Annotated in this window: 13 protein-coding genes and 1 riboswitch; of the genes, 9 read left to right on the plus strand and 4 right to left on the minus strand. The window is 51.7% G+C overall.

Going from position 1 to position 16283, the window contains the following annotated elements:
* Nucleotides 1–80 precede the first annotated feature (80 nt).
* Nucleotides 81–281: a YwbE family protein gene (locus ACFQNG_RS01495; RefSeq protein ID WP_379863030.1), complete on the plus strand. Its 201-nt coding sequence runs from the start codon at nt 81–83 to the stop codon at nt 279–281.
* Here the strand turns inward: ACFQNG_RS01495 and ACFQNG_RS01500 are convergent.
* Nucleotides 278–988: an endonuclease/exonuclease/phosphatase family protein gene (locus tag ACFQNG_RS01500; protein WP_379863031.1), complete on the minus strand. Its 711-nt coding sequence runs from the start codon at nt 986–988 to the stop codon at nt 278–280. The two genes, ACFQNG_RS01495 and ACFQNG_RS01500, sit on opposite strands and share 4 nt — an antisense overlap.
* A gap of 490 nt (nt 989–1478) precedes the next feature.
* On the opposite strand from ACFQNG_RS01500, the gene lepB reads away from it, so the two are divergent.
* The 4 genes from lepB (at nt 1479) to ACFQNG_RS01520 (ending at nt 6285) form a co-directional block, all read left to right on the plus strand.
* The gene (lepB, locus tag ACFQNG_RS01505) at nt 1479–1910 is read left to right on the plus strand and encodes a signal peptidase I (protein ID WP_379863075.1); all 432 of its coding nucleotides are present in this window, start codon (nt 1479–1481) and stop codon (nt 1908–1910) included.
* 547 nt (nt 1911–2457) lie between these two features.
* On the plus strand, nt 2458–4566 hold the full coding sequence (locus ACFQNG_RS01510; protein WP_379863032.1) for a HelD family protein: 2109 nt from the start codon (nt 2458–2460) through the stop codon (nt 4564–4566).
* A 239-nt stretch (nt 4567–4805) separates the two neighbouring features.
* Complete coding sequence (locus tag ACFQNG_RS01515; RefSeq protein ID WP_379863033.1) at nt 4806–5432, plus strand: tetratricopeptide repeat protein; 627 nt, start codon at nt 4806–4808, stop codon at nt 5430–5432.
* 106 nt (nt 5433–5538) lie between these two features.
* Nucleotides 5539–6285 (plus strand): thioesterase II family protein, encoded by a 747-nt coding sequence (locus tag ACFQNG_RS01520; RefSeq protein WP_379863034.1) that lies wholly within the window; start codon nt 5539–5541, stop codon nt 6283–6285.
* Nucleotides 6286–6421: 136 nt separating this feature from the next.
* On the opposite strand, the gene ACFQNG_RS01525 is transcribed toward ACFQNG_RS01520, so the two are convergent.
* Genes ACFQNG_RS01525 through ACFQNG_RS01535 form a run of 3 tightly spaced genes read right to left on the minus strand, consistent with a single transcriptional unit; the run spans nt 6422 to nt 9959 of the window.
* Nucleotides 6422–8278 carry a PTS fructose transporter subunit IIABC gene (locus ACFQNG_RS01525; RefSeq protein WP_379863036.1) on the minus strand — a complete coding sequence of 619 codons (1857 nt, stop codon included), beginning with the start codon at nt 8276–8278 and terminating at the stop codon, nt 6422–6424.
* Between the two features lie 11 nt (nt 8279–8289).
* Nucleotides 8290–9204, minus strand: a complete 915-nt coding sequence (gene pfkB / locus ACFQNG_RS01530) for a 1-phosphofructokinase (protein WP_379863038.1) — start codon at nt 9202–9204, stop codon at nt 8290–8292.
* Nucleotides 9201–9959 (minus strand): DeoR/GlpR family DNA-binding transcription regulator, encoded by a 759-nt coding sequence (locus tag ACFQNG_RS01535; RefSeq protein ID WP_379863039.1) that lies wholly within the window; start codon nt 9957–9959, stop codon nt 9201–9203. The genes pfkB and ACFQNG_RS01535 overlap by 4 nt, the downstream gene beginning before the upstream one ends.
* 383 nt (nt 9960–10342) lie before the next feature.
* Between ACFQNG_RS01535 and ACFQNG_RS01540 the strand changes: the two genes are divergently transcribed.
* The 4 genes from ACFQNG_RS01540 to metH all read left to right on the plus strand — a co-directional run bounded on the left by ACFQNG_RS01540 (nt 10343) and on the right by metH (nt 16283).
* Nucleotides 10343–10621, plus strand: a complete 279-nt coding sequence (locus tag ACFQNG_RS01540; protein ID WP_379863040.1) for a hypothetical protein — start codon at nt 10343–10345, stop codon at nt 10619–10621.
* 14 nt (nt 10622–10635) lie between these two features.
* Nucleotides 10636–10974 (plus strand): DUF2085 domain-containing protein, encoded by a 339-nt coding sequence (locus ACFQNG_RS01545; RefSeq protein WP_379863041.1) that lies wholly within the window; start codon nt 10636–10638, stop codon nt 10972–10974.
* A 296-nt stretch (nt 10975–11270) separates the two neighbouring features.
* Nucleotides 11271–12599 (plus strand): helix-turn-helix domain-containing protein, encoded by a 1329-nt coding sequence (locus tag ACFQNG_RS01550; RefSeq protein ID WP_379863042.1) that lies wholly within the window; start codon nt 11271–11273, stop codon nt 12597–12599.
* 50 nt (nt 12600–12649) lie between these two features.
* Nucleotides 12650–12761: riboswitch (SAM riboswitch) on the plus strand.
* A 78-nt stretch (nt 12762–12839) separates the two neighbouring features.
* Nucleotides 12840–16283, plus strand: coding sequence for a methionine synthase (metH, locus tag ACFQNG_RS01555; protein ID WP_379863043.1), 3444 nt, complete (start codon nt 12840–12842; stop codon nt 16281–16283).

The following is a 16283-nucleotide window of genomic DNA, read 5'->3' on the forward strand; positions in this document are numbered from 1 at the left end:
TGATGGTTATATCAGGATATGCTATGAAAAAAAAGCTTGTCCGTTTGTGGGAACAAGCTTTTTTCCATCAGGAGGTTTATATGGACGGACGCACGCGCGGACAGATCGCGCCGGGAATGGAAGTGCATATCGTGTTGAAGCAAGATCAACGGACAGGGAAGTTGACCCGTGGCGTGGTGAAGGAGATATTGACCAACTCGCCGACCCACCCTCATGGCATCAAGGTGCGTTTGACGGATGGGCAAGTGGGTCGGGTGAAGGAGATTTTACAAGGACGCTAATGGTCCAATCTCAGTTTGGCGGTGAAGGGAAGATGATCCGAGGCCTGGGGCAGAGGGGTGGAAACTTCCGCCTTCAGAACATGCCATTGCCGGCTGACAAAGAGATAGTCCAACTGCCATCGTGGCTTTGAAGCGGGATAAGTGCATAAAGGCGCTTTGCCCTTGCCCCGGCCGGCATCGGTGAGCAGGGTGGTGAGCTTGCGCCAAGCGGAAGAGTGCGGGAGCATGTTCCAATCGCCCATCAGGATGACCGGATGGGACTCCTGCCGGACTTTATGCAGGATGAAATCCGTTTGTTTGCGATGAAGCCAAGGGTTAAGGGGAAGATGGGTGAGGTAGACTTTGATTGGCCGACCGTGAAACGTCAATTTTGTTTCCAGTAAAGACCTGCCTTCAGCCAATCGGCTTTCAAAACGGTGGTTTTGTGATGACAGGATGGGCAGCCGGGAAAGAATCGCGTTGCCATATTGGCGGTCGTGTCCCCAGGTTTGTGCCTTGCCAAACAGGTGAAACATCTCCAGCCGTTCCGCCAACCAATCGGCTTGGTCGAGATAGCGGCTCCGTTTGGAGAAACGCCGATCCACTTCATTCAGTCCGATCAAGTCGGCGTCGCTGGTTTTAAGCACGTGCAGGATACGCTCCATGTCCCAACGCCCATCGCTCCCTCTGCCATGATGCATGTTAAAGGTCATCACTTTTAGCTTCACGCTTTCATCCCTCCATTCCCATCCTTACCATTATCATGGGCTTCAGTTCAATGTTTGCATTCGTGAACAAGAAAGATTTCCGCCATTTTTTGTCGGGATTCTCATGAACACGAACCCGAGCAACCATGGCAGCGCCCGGAAAGCATCGTTTTTTTGGGGGACGCAATGATTTGATTAGGAATGAATCCAACGGGTGCCATACGCACATCAGTGGCGATTGGCAAGGGATGGACGAAGTTACCAATCGATTATATTCGCAAAAGTTAAAAAAATCGATGTTAACGGGGGGATGACGGCGTTTTGCCTAAAAAGGAAGGAAAATGACTATTTTAAATGGATATTTTTCTTATGAATCATTATTCAATAAATGTTCGATTATTTTTAACCGTTGTTATATTATGATGGATAGAAAGTGTGGTTTGCCAAATCCATATACATATAAAGGAAGGGATCCCTCTTGGCCAATTCACACAAAGTTCTTCATCTCTTATTGTATATTGTAATAGGATTAGCTGGTTTGGCACTGGGTTTGCGGTTGTTTTTTGGCCTTTATCAAGTGCAAGGCGACGGGATGGAGCCAACCCTGAAAAACCAGGGGTTTTATTTGGTGATGAGTCGTCCTTTGACCTTGAAAAAAGGGGACATTGTTGTGTTTCGCACGAACACGGGCAAACCGTTGATCAGACGGGTGATCGGTTTGCCGAACCAAACCGTTGAGATCAAAAAGAGCAAAGTCTATGTTGATGGGAAATTGTTGCACGAACCGTATGTGACAAGAGCGGAAGGGATCGGCGATACAGAGGTTGTGAACATACCGGAGAATCATTATTATCTGTTGAGCGATGACCGGGCAGATACGTGGGATAGCCGTCGGATGGGAACGATTCATCAGAATCAGTTGCTGGGAAAATTTATTCATTAAGTCCTTGGCTTTTGTTCATTTTTACAGAAGTTGCCGACTGAAAGCCCAACTCTTTCAAGGATGGGATGAAAGTCGGCGTTGCTCGGTAATCCCTTTATGGTATCGTTAAGAGTGGTAATTTTCAGTATAATCTAACGCATGAGCGGTGCTCATCCCACTGGTAGTGGGTTTTGTTCCTCTGTTCGTCATGATATGGGGTTCCAGTGGCGAACCAATCTCTCCCACTGGGTAAAATCATGAGAGTGAGTAAAACGGAACTAGAACGCTGGTAATAGGCGTTCCGCCCATGTGGGTACATGCAACATGAGTTGTAGAACTGCATGGGACGGGCTGATGAGACAGCCCTGAACTTGGGAGTTGCATGAAGCAGAAATGGATTGAGTGCGCTAACTACCCAAGAATTCCACGGCTTCAGCCGTGTGGAGTCTCAATATATTCTTAATAAAGCTAACTTGATCGTTGACAGCGAAAGCGGATACATGAATCGACAGAAAGCACCTGGCACCAGCGGGTGCTTTTCGTTGTCTGCAAAAGGGGTGAAGAATCGTTGAGTACGACGTATGAAGAAGAGAAATCCAATTTGCTGGAGATGATCAAAAAGATCGAAAGCCAATTGGCCGAGCTGGAGCGGATTCCGCGTTACTACGGCAAAGATTTGGTGGAGCAGGCTCTTGATGATCAGCGGCAAAGGCAACTGAAACAGCTACGGATCGCCAAGATGGAGCCATATTTCGGGCGCTTGGATTTTGCCGAGGCCGGCAGGGAGAAACCGGTGCCGCTTTATATCGGCAAAGCGGGGGTGCAGGATGCAGAAGCCAACGAGCCGTTGGTGATCGATTGGCGCGCTCCCGTCGCCAGCCTGTTTTACTCGTTTGCGGGCCAGACGGATCGCGCGCAGTATCTTTCACCCGAAGGATTGATTGAAGGAACCGTTTATTTGAAGCGCAACATTGCCATACGCAAGCAACAGATTCAGCGGGTGGTGGACAGTTATGTGCGCGGGGGAGAGCAAACGGGCGTGGTGGATGAATTTTTGCTCTATCGTTTGGGCGAGAAGAAAGACCACCGCCTGCGGGATATCGTGTCCACGATCCAACACGAGCAGGACCAGATCATTCGTGCTGAACGCAATCAAGCGCTCGTGATACAAGGAGTGCCGGGAAGCGGGAAGACCACGGTCGCTTTGCATCGGTTGGCCTATCTGCTTTATCAGTATCAAGACCGCCTGCGGGCGGAGCGGTTTGCCATTTTTGCGCCCAACCGCATGTTTGTGGACTATATTTCGGAGGTGTTGCCTGAGCTGGGGGTGGGCGATGTCCAACAACACACCTTTGCCGATTGGGCCAATTCCTTCTTGGACCAAGAGTTTTCTCTGGCGGAGGTTGAAGCGAATGTGGGAGAGTGGTTTGCGTTGGGGCAGACGGCGGATAACAAGGAACTCGCATGGTTGCGCTATAAAGGGAGCCTCTCGTTCCATCGGCGGATTGAAGCGGCATTGGCTGAGTTGGAAGCCTTCTTTGTGCCGGATAAACCGTTTACGGCATGGGAGAACAAAGTGTTGCCGGCGGAGGAGATTCGGCGATGGTTTGATGAAGAGTACCGGCATGATCCCTTGTTGAAACGAAAAGAACGGGTCTTTGCGAGAATCAAGCGCTGGTTGGAAATGGAATGGAAGGAGATGCGCGGACGTGATCCACGGGGAACGTTCCGCAAACAAGCCAACCAACGTTTGCGGACATATATGAAAGCATGGCCCCAGCCAACCTTATGGTCGTGGTATCAGCACTGCGTCATCTCCCAGGCAAATGAGATGGAAGTCACACCACCGGCGGCCTTTTTAACGCGATTGAAGCGAAAAAAGTTTGATGTCACCGACCTGGCCCCCCTGCTTCACATTTACACCGCCTTGTGGGGGATTTCTTCCGAGCGGATGTTTGATCATGTGGTGGTGGATGAAGCGCAAGACTTTTCGCCATACCAGTTGGCGGTATTGCAACAATTTTGTCCAAGTTGCTCGTTTACGATTTTGGGCGACCTATTGCAAAATATTTATGCGCATAAAGGCATTTCGCACTGGCGCGAGCTGATGGATTTGTTTGCGGAAGGGTCCTGCCGGTATGTTCAATTGAACAAAAGCTACCGATCCACGATGGAAATCATTCAGTTTGCCAATGAGATTGTCCGCGGATTTGCCCGGGATGTGGCGATGGCCACCCCCGTATACCGCAGTGGCGAACCGGTGCAGGTGGTTCCGGTGTCAACGGGAGAGCGGGAGGAGACGTTGCTCCATTGGGTGGATGAACTGATGAATCAAGGGATTAGTACCTTGGCGGTGGTTACGCGGACAGATGAGGAAAGCGAGCGGGTGGCGACGAGCTTGCGTGAACACGGGGTGGACGCGCATGTGATCACTTCCACTCAAGCAGAGTATCACGGGGGGCTATCGGTTATTCCGATTTATTTGACCAAGGGGATGGAGTTTGATGCGGTCATTCTCACAGAAGTGGATGCGGAGCGATATCCGGTTGATGAACTTCATGCCAAGTTGTTGTTCGTGGGATGCACACGGGCTTTGCATCGCTTGGTGCTCCTGACGACGGAGCGGCCGTCTCCCTTGTTGCGGCAGGCACAGGGCAGAGGGGTTGCAAGGGGATGAAGCGATGGAGCGGATGGCGGTAGATGTCTTCGCAACTCTGCTTCCAGTAGGTGTTGGCATCTTTAATGTAGCAAATAAAACCCCATATTCTGATAATCCAACCTAATCGGGTGTTTTCGTTGCCTGAATTGTCCGTTTTCCATGCGATTTTTATAAGATTGCGATTTTTGTGTTGTGTCTTTTAGTATAATAGAATCGTTGAAATCAAATGATCTATTTCTCTTTAGGAGGAGACAATGGTGAGTCAATTTGATCAAGAAAACAAAGAGGCAGAGTTACAAGGGAACGGACAAGTGATTGATTTCAATGAAGAGAAAGAGCGCCTGCGCCAAGATGAAGGCATCAAATGGATGATCAAGGCCGCTGAAGCGGGAGATGTTTGGTCGATGTCGGAAGTGGCTTATCTCTTGTTGACGGGCAACAAGGTGAGACAAAATCTGGTTGAAGGTGAGAAATGGCTCCGCAAAGCGGCCGAAGCCAATGACAAATGGGCGATGATGGAACTGGGTTACCGTTTGATTGTGGGAGAAGGTTTGGAGCAAGATGCGGTCGAAGGTGAGAAGTGGCTTCGTCGTTCGGCTGAAGCGCAATATCCTGTGGCGATGCGCATCTTGGGTTATCGGCTGTTGGAAGGGGACGGACTGCCGCAAGACTTGGAAGAAGGGCAGATCTGGATTCGCAAAGCGGCGGAACTGGCTGAGCCGATCGCGATGCGCATCCTGGGCTACCGATTGTTAAATGGCATCACCTTCCCGCAAAACATCGAGGAAGGGGAGCTTTGGCTACAAAAGGCGGCTGAAGCGGGCGAGGTTGTGGCCATGCGGGAGTGGGGCAATTACTTGGTGAATGGCGTAAGCAAAAAATAAGCGACGATCCTGATCCATCGGAACCGACGAGCTTCCTGGTCAGGGGAGCGGCGGCAACCGCAACCGCTCTTCCAAATTCTTTACATATAGAATGGAGAGTGTCTGGATGTCCACCAAAACGAATCAGGTACTGATGTATCGCAAACCAAACCCGCAAGCGGAATTGCGCTTGTTTTGCTTTCCATATGCAGGGGGTGGCGCTTCCATTTACACGAATTGGCAGACGCGGTTTTCCAAGCGGGTAGAAGTGTGTCCGGTCCAATTGCCGGGGCGGGAAAATCGGATGCTGGAAACGCCGATTTCCTCGATGGCTCAGTTGGTGCCGCAATTGGCGGATGAATTGGAAGGCTATTTGGATCAACCGTTTCTCTTCTTTGGCCATAGCATGGGAGCGTTGATCAGTTTTGAGTTGACACGGGAATTGCGCAGGCGGAATCAACCGTTGCCGCAGAAGCTGATTGTTTCGGCCAAGTCGGCTCCCCATGTGCCGAGACGCAAATCGTTTGGATATGCCTCTTCTGATGTGGAATTGATTGCGGAGCTGCGGGAATTGAACGGCACGCCGGAAGAGGTGTTGCAAAGCGAGGAGTTGATGGAATTGTTCCTCCCCATTATCCGAGCAGACTTCGAGTTGGTCACGCGTTATGCCTACCAAGAAGAGGAACCCCTCTCCTGTCCGATTTTGGCGTTGGGTGGAACAGAAGACGCGGATGTGCCGCCGGAAAACTTGGCGGCCTGGCAACAGGTGACGACCGGCGACTTTTCCTTGCGGCTTTTCGCCGGGGATCATTTTTATTTGTTTCAAGAGAATACGGACGCACTCGATAAGATCATCGAAACGGTGGAGGAGTAATTGCGCGGCAGGGGGGGGGTTCCGGCATTGCTCATTATCCCCTGCCTTTAGGCATGGGGAGTGGTCAAAACTCAATTAGAATATGATGAAAATAAGCAAACAGCCTCTGGCTTCAGGCCACAGGCTGTTTGGTGAATCAATCGGTTTTTTGTTGTTTCCATGCGCCTAAGATGAAGGACGTGATGAGTGAGCCAATCAAAATGGCGCCAATGTAATGGAAAGGCTTGTTGACGAGGGGAATGACGAACAACCCACCATGGGGCGCGGGTAAGGTAACTCCCAACCACAAGGACAACCCGCCCGCGACGGCGGACCCGATAATGCAGCTGGTCAGGACGCGGAGTGGATCGGCCGCGGCGAATGGAATGGCTCCTTCCGTGATGAACGAAGCACCCATGATGTAGTTGGTCAAGCCGGATTTGCGTTCCTGATCGCTGAATTTGCGCTTGAATATTGTTGTTGCCAAAGCGATGCCCAACGGGGGAACCATCCCGCCGGCCATGACCGCGGCATGTGGCCCGAAATTGCCCGCCTCAATGGCGGCGATGCCAAAGGTGAAGGCGGCCTTATTAATCGGCCCGCCCATATCAACCGCCATCATCGCCCCCAAGATCAGTCCCAAGAGAACGGCGTTGGTGCCGGAGAGATCACCGAGCCAAGCGGATAAGGCCTTATTCAGCGCGCCTACCGGGCCGTTGATCACGGTAATCATCAAGAAGCCCGTGATGAGGATGCCGAATACAGGGTACAGAAGGACCGGCTTCAACCCTTCCAACTGATCAGGCAAGAGGGAAAACGCCTTTTTTAAGCCGATTACGACGTAACCGGCTAAGAACCCGGCGATCAATCCTCCCAAAAAACCGGCCCCTGCCGAAGCGGCCAGAAATCCGCCCACGATTCCCGGAGCCAAGCCGGGGCGGTCGGCAATGCTCATTGCGATAAAGCCGGCCAAGATCGGCACGAGAAAATGGAAGGCGCCTTCACCCCCGATTTTCATCAGGATTTCGGCGACGGGCCCTTTGGCGTGAATGCCGCCAAACGCAAAGGCGAGGGCGATCAGGATGCCACCTCCCACCACAAACGGCAACATATTGCTTACGCCGCTCATCAAGTGCTTGTAAAAGCCGGTGGCACGGTTGTCTTCCCTGGCCCGTTTGCCGTCATCGGTAGCGGTAAACACCGGGGCGTCTTGTCGGCGCGCGCGTGAGAGCAATTGCTCCGCTTTATGAATCGCATCTGCCACAGGAACCTGAATCACGTGCTTTCCTTTAAACCGGCTCATCTCCACCTGTGTGTCCGCGGCTACAATAATGGCGGTGGCCCGTTCAATCTCTTCCGGTGTGAGCGCATTTTTGACACCGGTTGACCCATTGGTCTCCACTTTGACGGGAATGCCCATTTCCTGCGCCTTCGCTTTGAGCGCATCAGCGGCCATATACGTATGGGCGATTCCCGTTGGGCAAGCGGTCACCGCTAAAATAAGCTCATCTTGGGGAACGGCGGGGGTACGGCTTTCCGCTGTTTCCTTTTCTTCGCTTTCCGCTTCTTTCGCGCCGATCAGCGCAATCAGTTCCTGCACCGTTTGGGCCCGCTCCAGTTGTTGGCGAAATTCGTTGTCCATCAACAGGATGGAAAGGCGCGATAATGTTTCAAGATGGGCTTCATTGGCGCCTTCGCTGGCGGCGATCATAAAGAACAGGTGGGCGGGCTGCCCATCGAGCGACTCATAATCAATGCCCTGTTCACTTTTGCCGAAGCAGATGGCGGGTGTTTTGACGGCCTTGGTTTTGGCGTGCGGGATCGCGATGCCATCACCGATGCCCGTCGACCCAGTTGCTTCCCGCTGGAAGATGGCTTCTTTGAACGCTTCACGGTCATGCAGGCGTCCCGCTTCCTCCAACTTGGCGACCAATTCTTCGACAACCTCATTTTTTGTGGTTGCTTGAAGCTCCATGATTACTGTATCCGGTTTCAATAAATCTGTAATCTTCATATGATCTCACCTCAGAGCTTCGTAAGTTTAACTTGTGGAAAAATGGCTTCGATTTTGTCGCGGCAAGCCAGATCCTCTGAAAAAGCGGTGGCGCTTCCAGTCGCGATGCCATAACGGAAAGCGTCTTGCACAGATCCGGTTTGCGCCAGCCGGCCAATGAAACCGGCAACCAAGGAATCTCCGGCACCGACGGAGTTCACCACGGTGCCGCGCGGAGCGGTGGAGCGATAGACGCCATCGGCGGTGAACAGCAAGGCGACTTGTTCCGCCATGGAAACAATCACATGCGTGATTCCCTGGGCCAACAGTTTTTCACCATAAGGGATGATTTCGTCGATCGTCGTGAACGTGGTGTTAAACAGCTCCCCCAACTCATGGTGATTGGGCTTGATCAGGAAAGGCTGGTGCCGGACGGCACGTGCGAGCGCTTCCCCACTCGCATCGATCACCACATGAATGCCGCGCTGGCCATAAGACATGAGCAGCTGTTCATACAGATTGGACGGGAGCGAACGGGGGATGTTGCCAGCCAATACCAACATGTCCCCGACTTGCAGTCGCTCCAGCTTTTTCATGAATTGTTGCAGCTGTTCAGGTGTGATCGAGGGGCCTTGCCCGTTGATCTCCGTTTCCCCGCCTTTGTCTTTTAACTTGATATTGATGCGGGTGTGTTCAGGAATCTGGACAAAGTCATGGGCCACTTGTTCCTGTGCAAGCGCTTCCCTGATATAGGTGCCGGTGAACCCTCCGATAAAGCCGAGCGCGGTCGTCTCCACCCCGATCCGCGTCAGGATGCGGGAGACGTTGATCCCTTTGCCGCCCGGATACTTGTGTTCATGTTCCATGCGGTTCAATTGATACAGTCGCAATGAATCGACATGGACAATAAAGTCAATCGATGGATTAAGCGTAACAGTATATATCATGACTCTACCTCAAATACATGGGTCTTTTTCTGATAGGTTTCCCGTTGCTCATCCGGGAGTTGATCGGTAATGATGTGCATTTCTTCGATGTCCGCGATTTTGGCGAACGATACTTCAAAAAACTTATGCCGGTCCGCCACGACATAGGGCTGGCTGGACAGCCGCAAGGCCGTTTTTTTGATTGTGGCTTCGTCGGGGTCCGGTGTGGTGTAACCCAGCTCCAAGTCAATCCCGTTTGTGCCCAAAAAACATTTGTCAAAGCGATAGTTGCGCAGTGATTCAAGTGCCATGCACCCAATCATCGCGCGGGTGGAGGGTTTCATCATGCCCCCGAGCAAGTAGGCGCGAATCTGATGCTCAACCAACGCTTCCAATTGGGCAAAGCCATTGGTGACGACCGTGATGTTTTTGCCCCGCAGATGCGGCACCATTTCCAGCGTGGTGCTGCCGGCGTCAAGATAGAGGCAATCGCCGGGTTCTACCAACGAAGCGGCCAAGGCGGCGATCCGTTGCTTGGCTTGAAGGTTTTTGGTTGATTTTTCGGCGATGCTGGGTTCAGTTCCCTTGGTTTGCAACTGGGTGGCCCCTCCGTGGATGCGTTTGAGAAGGTGGCGCTGCTCCAGTTCAATCAAATCCCGCCGGATCGTAGATTCGGAGGAATCAGTCGCTTGGACGAGCTCTTGCAATTTGACTACGCCCTGTTGTTTCAACAGATTCAAAATAACTTGGTGACGTTGTAGTGTAAGCGTATTCACTCACCTCTCTTCTCCCTATATTAGCGAAAAGTTTTCAATCAATCAATCATAATCTATCATTTTCTATCAATTTCCTTCATCGGGTGACGGGTTTTGAGCGCTGCCATAGCAAATACATCAACCGATAAAATGTTTTGAAATAGATATTTTAACCTTTTGTAACCAATCTATCATAAGTGAAAGTGGGAAAATGTTTACTGTGAAAAGAATGTTATTGATAAAAACATGACTGTATGTCGTGTGCGAATGAAGATAGAAAGGGTAGTCTAGAGGGGGCTTGCTAGCCTGAGCAGTTATGATAAAAAAGTGAATCATCTGTCATGGGCGGCTACTTTTACCATGTGCCGCGCCAAACGAACAGTGGCAAGAAAGGGGGAAGTCGTTTGTTCTTTGTGTGCTTGACGCTGATTTTGCTGGTGGCGGTCGCCGCGGGCATCTTATTCACGCAAGGGATGGTGATGGAAGGGGGCGTCTGTTTGGCGGTGAGCATCGCTCTCTTTATCTTGTGGCTTTTCTTTTATTCGCGTCTTCGGAAGAAGAAGCGGGAAGATGACGGGCTGAGAGGCTGCCTCGACTGTCTTGACTGCCTCGATTGTTCCGCGGATTGCTCCACCATGCACCCGTTTAGACGCATGGACTGTGACTGTGTGGATTGTACATAGAGGAGGGGAATGCGGTGAACCGTTGGCTTCACAGGTTGATGATCGTTCCCTGCCATCGCAAACCGGAGCGGTGTTTTAATATGGGCGGACAACCCTTGCCCATTTGCGCGCGTTGCACGGGGATATTGCTGGGGTATTTTTTTATTCCGGCGATGTTATTGATCACACCCCCACTCCCTTGGGCAGTGGGGATGCTGGCCCAGCTTCCCATGCTCATCGATGGGGGAACGCAGTCGTTGGGCTTGCGGCTGAGCAATAATGGGGTCCGTGTTGTGACGGGATTGCTCAGCGGCTGGGGGTTGTCTGTCATCGTGGTGGCAGGAGCCCGGGGATTGGTTGAATTAATCAAATAGCCCCAAAACGGTAAGTTTGTCGCGACGCTTCATTCTATTGGAACGATGGTTGTTGCAGTAAAATATTTCTGTATTGGAAAAGAGACGAAAATAAAGTCTCTTTTTCCTTCGTTTTTTCAGATTATTCCTCTTTTTATGTGTTATTGCGGAGCGATGAAAGGGTAAGAATTAAAAAATGAAGTCTATGGAAAAAATTACACTCCTTAATTTGGAAATATTTATATGTTTATTCCTTTATAAAATGAAATAGATGGAGTAATATAGAAATAACAAGTATTCGGAAAGGATAGGTCGCGATGAACATTTTGGAAATGAGCGAAGTTGGCAAATATATCCGTAAAGTGAGAAAAGAAAGAGGATTGAGATTGGAGGACCTCTCTGACGAGCATATTTCCACAGCTACGATCAGTAACATTGAACGTGGCGTTCCCCATGTGAATAAGGATAAAGTCCTTTATCTCATGAACAAGCTCGGCCTCGATTTGAGTGAAGTGCCTGACATGGTCGAAAAGGATACGGGCAGCATCGAAAGTTTGCAGGTGAAGTTCACCGCGATCGAAACCATGATCCAACTTGGAAACACTCAACGTGCTTTGGCTCTTTTGTCCGATTTATCCGATGAGGTTTTATCACAACATCAAGCGACAATCCACTACCTGAAAGGGCGGATTCATTTGGCGAAACGGGATTGGCGCAAAGCCGAACGGGAGTTGAGTGAAGCGATTCGCCTCGCTTACCAGGACCCTTATTCGCCCAAAGCCAATCTGGAAGCGGCCAGTTACTTATGCTTATCAGAATGCCGCGCGCAGCATAAAGACTGGGAACAGGTATTGAAATATGTCGAACGGGGTTTGGATGCTTTGGTGGGTGAAGAAGAAAGCTTCGAACAAACTCCTGTGAAGCTCTCGTTGGCCCGCATTAGAAGCTTGCACAAACTGGGACGCACGGATGAAGCGTTGCGCGGAATTGAACAAGTGTGGACACGGCTGCCTGAGATCCGTTCGCGCCAGCTGGTGATTCAGATGTATACGATCAGAGCCGAACTCCTGCGCGAGATGAAGCTTTATCAAGACGCGATACGCTATGCCCGTGAAGGGAGCCAAATCGCTGTCAGCAGCAAAGAATACGATGAGATGTTCCATTTATGGTCGGTATTGGCCCATGCATATAAGGAAGCGGGCCAATTGGTCGACGCGGAGACGGCTTTCGAATTCGTGCTGGAGCTGGGAGACTACTTGAGCAATAAAGAGGAATGGGTGCGAGCGATCTGCTCCTTGGGGCAAGTGTATCTCATGCAAGGGAAAATGGAACAGGCGAGAGAAACGTTGAAACAAGCCTTGGAACTGGCGGAACGGATTCATCATGGCATGTTGACGAGCGCGGCGCTCATCTTGCTGGGACAAGTCATGAAAAATATGAACCATTACCTGGACGCGATTGAATATTTTAAGCGCGCGGGGAAAGTGGCCGACAAAAACAAATGCAAAGAGAGCGTGTACCTGTGCTATTATGAACTGGCAGATTGTTATGAAAAAATGGGGGACGTGGAGAAGTTCAAAGAAGCGACAGAACGGATGTACCGTACGCAAAAAGAAATGAACAAATCGCGTCGGATCTTTGAATAACCATTGACATAACATAGAAATATCGGTATATTATTAGAATATAAAATGATCTCTTATCCAGAGCGGTGGAGGGACTGGCCCGATGAAACCCGGCAACCTGTTGGATCATGCCAATGTGGTGCTAATTCCAGTCAGAGAGTTGATCTCTCTGAAAGATGAGAGCTACAAGTGAGCGGCTAACACCTTTCATCTTTCGGAGATGTGAGGTGTTTTTTATTTTTAGCAGAGGATGGGATAGGCATGGGTAAACAAAGTGTGGTTGAGCGAGTGAAAGAGAAGATCCTGATCTTGGATGGCGCGATGGGGACGATGTTGCAACAGGCGGGACTGACCGCGGAGGATTTTGGTGGAGAAGCCTTGGATGGATGCAATGAGATGTTGAACCTGACCCGGCCTGATGTGATTGAATCGATCCATGATGCCTATTTCGCCGCAGGAGCCGATATTGTGGAGACCAACACGTTTGGCGCGACGCCCGTGGTGCTGTCGGAGTATGAAATTCCTGAATTGACAGAAGAGATCAACTTGGCGGCGGCTCGGTTGGCCGTGAAGTCGTGCCAAAAGTTTTCCACTCCGGAATGGCCGCGCTATGTGGCCGGGGCGATGGGACCGACGACCAAAACCCTGTCCGTCACCGGGGGAACCACCTTTGACGAGTTGATTGAAGGGTATTATCGGCAGGCGAAAGCTTTGATTCAAGGCGGGGTCGATTTCTTGCTGTTGGAAACTTCGCAGGATACGTTGAACGTCAAAGCGGGAAGCATTGGGATTCAGCAGGCATTTGCCGAGCTGGGCGTGGAGCTGCCCGTGATGATATCCGGCACGATTGAGCCGATGGGAACGATGCTCGCGGGGCAGACCATCGATTCCTTTTACATTTCCATCGAACATTTAAAGCCGTTTGCCGTGGGGTTAAACTGTGCGACGGGACCCGAGTTTATGACCGACCATATCCGCTCATTGGCGGGCATGGCGCGGTGTGCCGTCAGCTGTTATCCCAACGCCGGATTGCCTGATGAAAACGGGAATTATCTGGAAACACCAAGTGCCCTGGCCCAAAAAGTGGCGGAGTTTGCGGCGAATGGCTGGCTCAACATCGCCGGCGGGTGTTGCGGCACCACGCCGGATCACATTCGGGCGATGAGTGAAGCGCTCAGAACCATCGCGCCACGCCAGCCACAGGCGGCCCATGCCCCGGCGGTTTCGGGGATCGAAGCGGTTTTTCTTGAAGACAATCGTCCCATCCTTGTGGGTGAGCGGACCAATGTGATCGGCTCGCGCAAGTTTAAGCGGTTGATTGCGGAAGGGAGTTATGAAGAAGCGTCTGAGATTGCGCGCAAACAGGTGAAAGGGGGCGCCCAGATCATCGACATCTGTTTGGCCGACCCCGACCGTGACGAATTAGCTGATATGGAACGGTTCTTGGCATTTGTCACCAAGAAAGTCAAAGCGCCGCTGATGATCGACTCCACCGACCCGCAAGTGATCGCCCGCGCTTTAACGTATTCGCAAGGAAAAGCGGTGATCAACTCCATTAACTTGGAGGACGGCGAGGAGCGGTTCCGAGAGGTGTTGCCGCTGGTGAAGCAATTTGGGGCCGCCGTTGTCGTGGGGACCATTGATGAACAAGGAATGGCGGTATCGCGTGAACGGAAGCTGGAAGTGGCGTTGCGCTCGCATAAGCTGTTGGTGGAAGAGTATGGGCTTGAGCCGGAAGACATCATCTTCGACCCCTTGGTGTTTCCGGTGGGCACAGGGGATGAACAATACATCGGCTCGGCCAAGGAGACGGTGGAAGGCATCCGTTTGATCAAAGAAGCGCTCCCCCGCTGCGCCACGATATTGGGGGTATCCAACGTATCCTTTGGGTTGCCGCCCGCCGGTCGCGAAGTGCTGAATGCCGTTTACCTGTATGAGTGCACTAAAGCGGGGCTCGATTATGCCATTGTGAATACGGAGAAATTGGAGCGCTACGCTTCGATTCCGGCAGAGGAGCGCGAATTGGCGGAAAGGTTGCTATTCGATACCAACCACGACAATTACGAATCCGTCTTGGCCCAATTTACGGCTTTCTACCGCGAGAAAAAAGTGGAAGAGAAAAAGCAACTCGACCACTTGACCTTGGAAGAACGGTTGGCGCGCTATGTGGTGGAAGGCAGCAAAGATGGCCTCTATCCCGATTTGGACGAAGCACTGACGAAGTACAAACCGCTCGATATCATCAATGGTCCGCTGATGGCTGGGATGGATGAAGTTGGACGCCTTTTCAACGATAACCAGTTAATCGTCGCGGAGGTGTTGCAGAGTGCGGAAGTGATGAAGGCGGCGGTGGCCCATCTCGAACCGCACATGGACAAAATGGACACGCATGCGAGAGGGAAAGTGATCTTGGCGACGGTGAAAGGCGATGTCCATGATATCGGCAAAAACTTGGTTGAAATCATCATGGCCAATAACGGCTATCAAGTGGTCAATCTCGGCATTAAGGTGCCACCGGAACAATTGATTGAAGTGGCGCGGCGTGAACGGCCCGACATGATCGGCTTGTCCGGCTTGTTGGTGAAATCGGCCCAACAGATGGTGATCACCGCGCAAGACTTGAAAAAAGCGGGTATCCATGTGCCGATGTTGGTCGGTGGGGCGGCGTTGTCGCGCAAGTTTACGGAGACGCGGATTGCGCCGGAGTACAGCGGCCCAGTCTTGTACGCGAAAGATGCGATGAATGGCCTTGATTTGGCCAACCGTCTGATGAGTCCGGATGAGCGGGCGACACTCGAAGCGGAACTGAAGGCGAAGCGGTCCAAAGCGGAAGCGGCGGCGACGGAAGTCAAAGTGAGTGTGGTTGTGGCCGAACGGCGGGTCAGTGACGTCAATCGCCAAGCGCCTATTTTCATCCCGCCGGATTATGAGAAGCACGTGTACCGCGATGTCCCGCTCAAGCAGCTCCACCCTTATATCAATGACCAGATGCTCCTGGGCAAGCACCTTGGCTTAAAAGGGAATGTGGCGGAACTTTTGGCCGCTGGAGATGAAAAGGCGCGCCAATTGAAGGAGCAAGTTGATGAAGTGTTTGCTTTGGCGGCAAGCGAAGGGTTGATCCGTCCGCAAGGGTGTTATCGGTTCTTCCCGGCGCAAGCAGATGGCGACACCATCTTGATTTATGATCCTGAAAATCATGACCGCGTCATCGAACGGTTCACCTTCCCGCGGCAAACGAAGGGATCTTACCTCTGTTTGGCTGATTTTGTGCGTCCCGTGGAGTCGGGGGAGATGGATGCGGTCGGTTTCTTCGCCGTCACCGCCGGACTGGGGGTTCGCGGCCAGGCGGAGAAATGGAAAGAGCAGGGTGATTACTTGCGGTCCCACTTGTTGCAAGCGCTGGCGCTGGAGACTGCGGAAGGATTTGCGGAGCGGATTCATCAGGTGATGCGCAATGCCTGGGGGTTCCCAGATCCTGTCACCATGACGATGAAAGAACGATTCGCCGCCAAATATCAAGGGATACGCGTATCGTTCGGATATCCGGCTTGTCCCGATTTGGAAGATCAAGTCAAGTTGTTCCGCCTGCTTGGGCCGGAAGAGATCGGAATCGAGTTGACGGAAGGGTTTATGATGGAACCGGAAGCGTCCGTATCGGCGATGGTATTTGCACATCCTGAGGCCCGTTATTTCAATGCGGTGTAA

Origin of the sequence: Laceyella putida, from assembly GCF_042665195.1 — a bacterium.
GTDB classification, from domain to species: domain Bacteria; phylum Bacillota; class Bacilli; order Thermoactinomycetales; family Thermoactinomycetaceae; genus Laceyella; species Laceyella putida.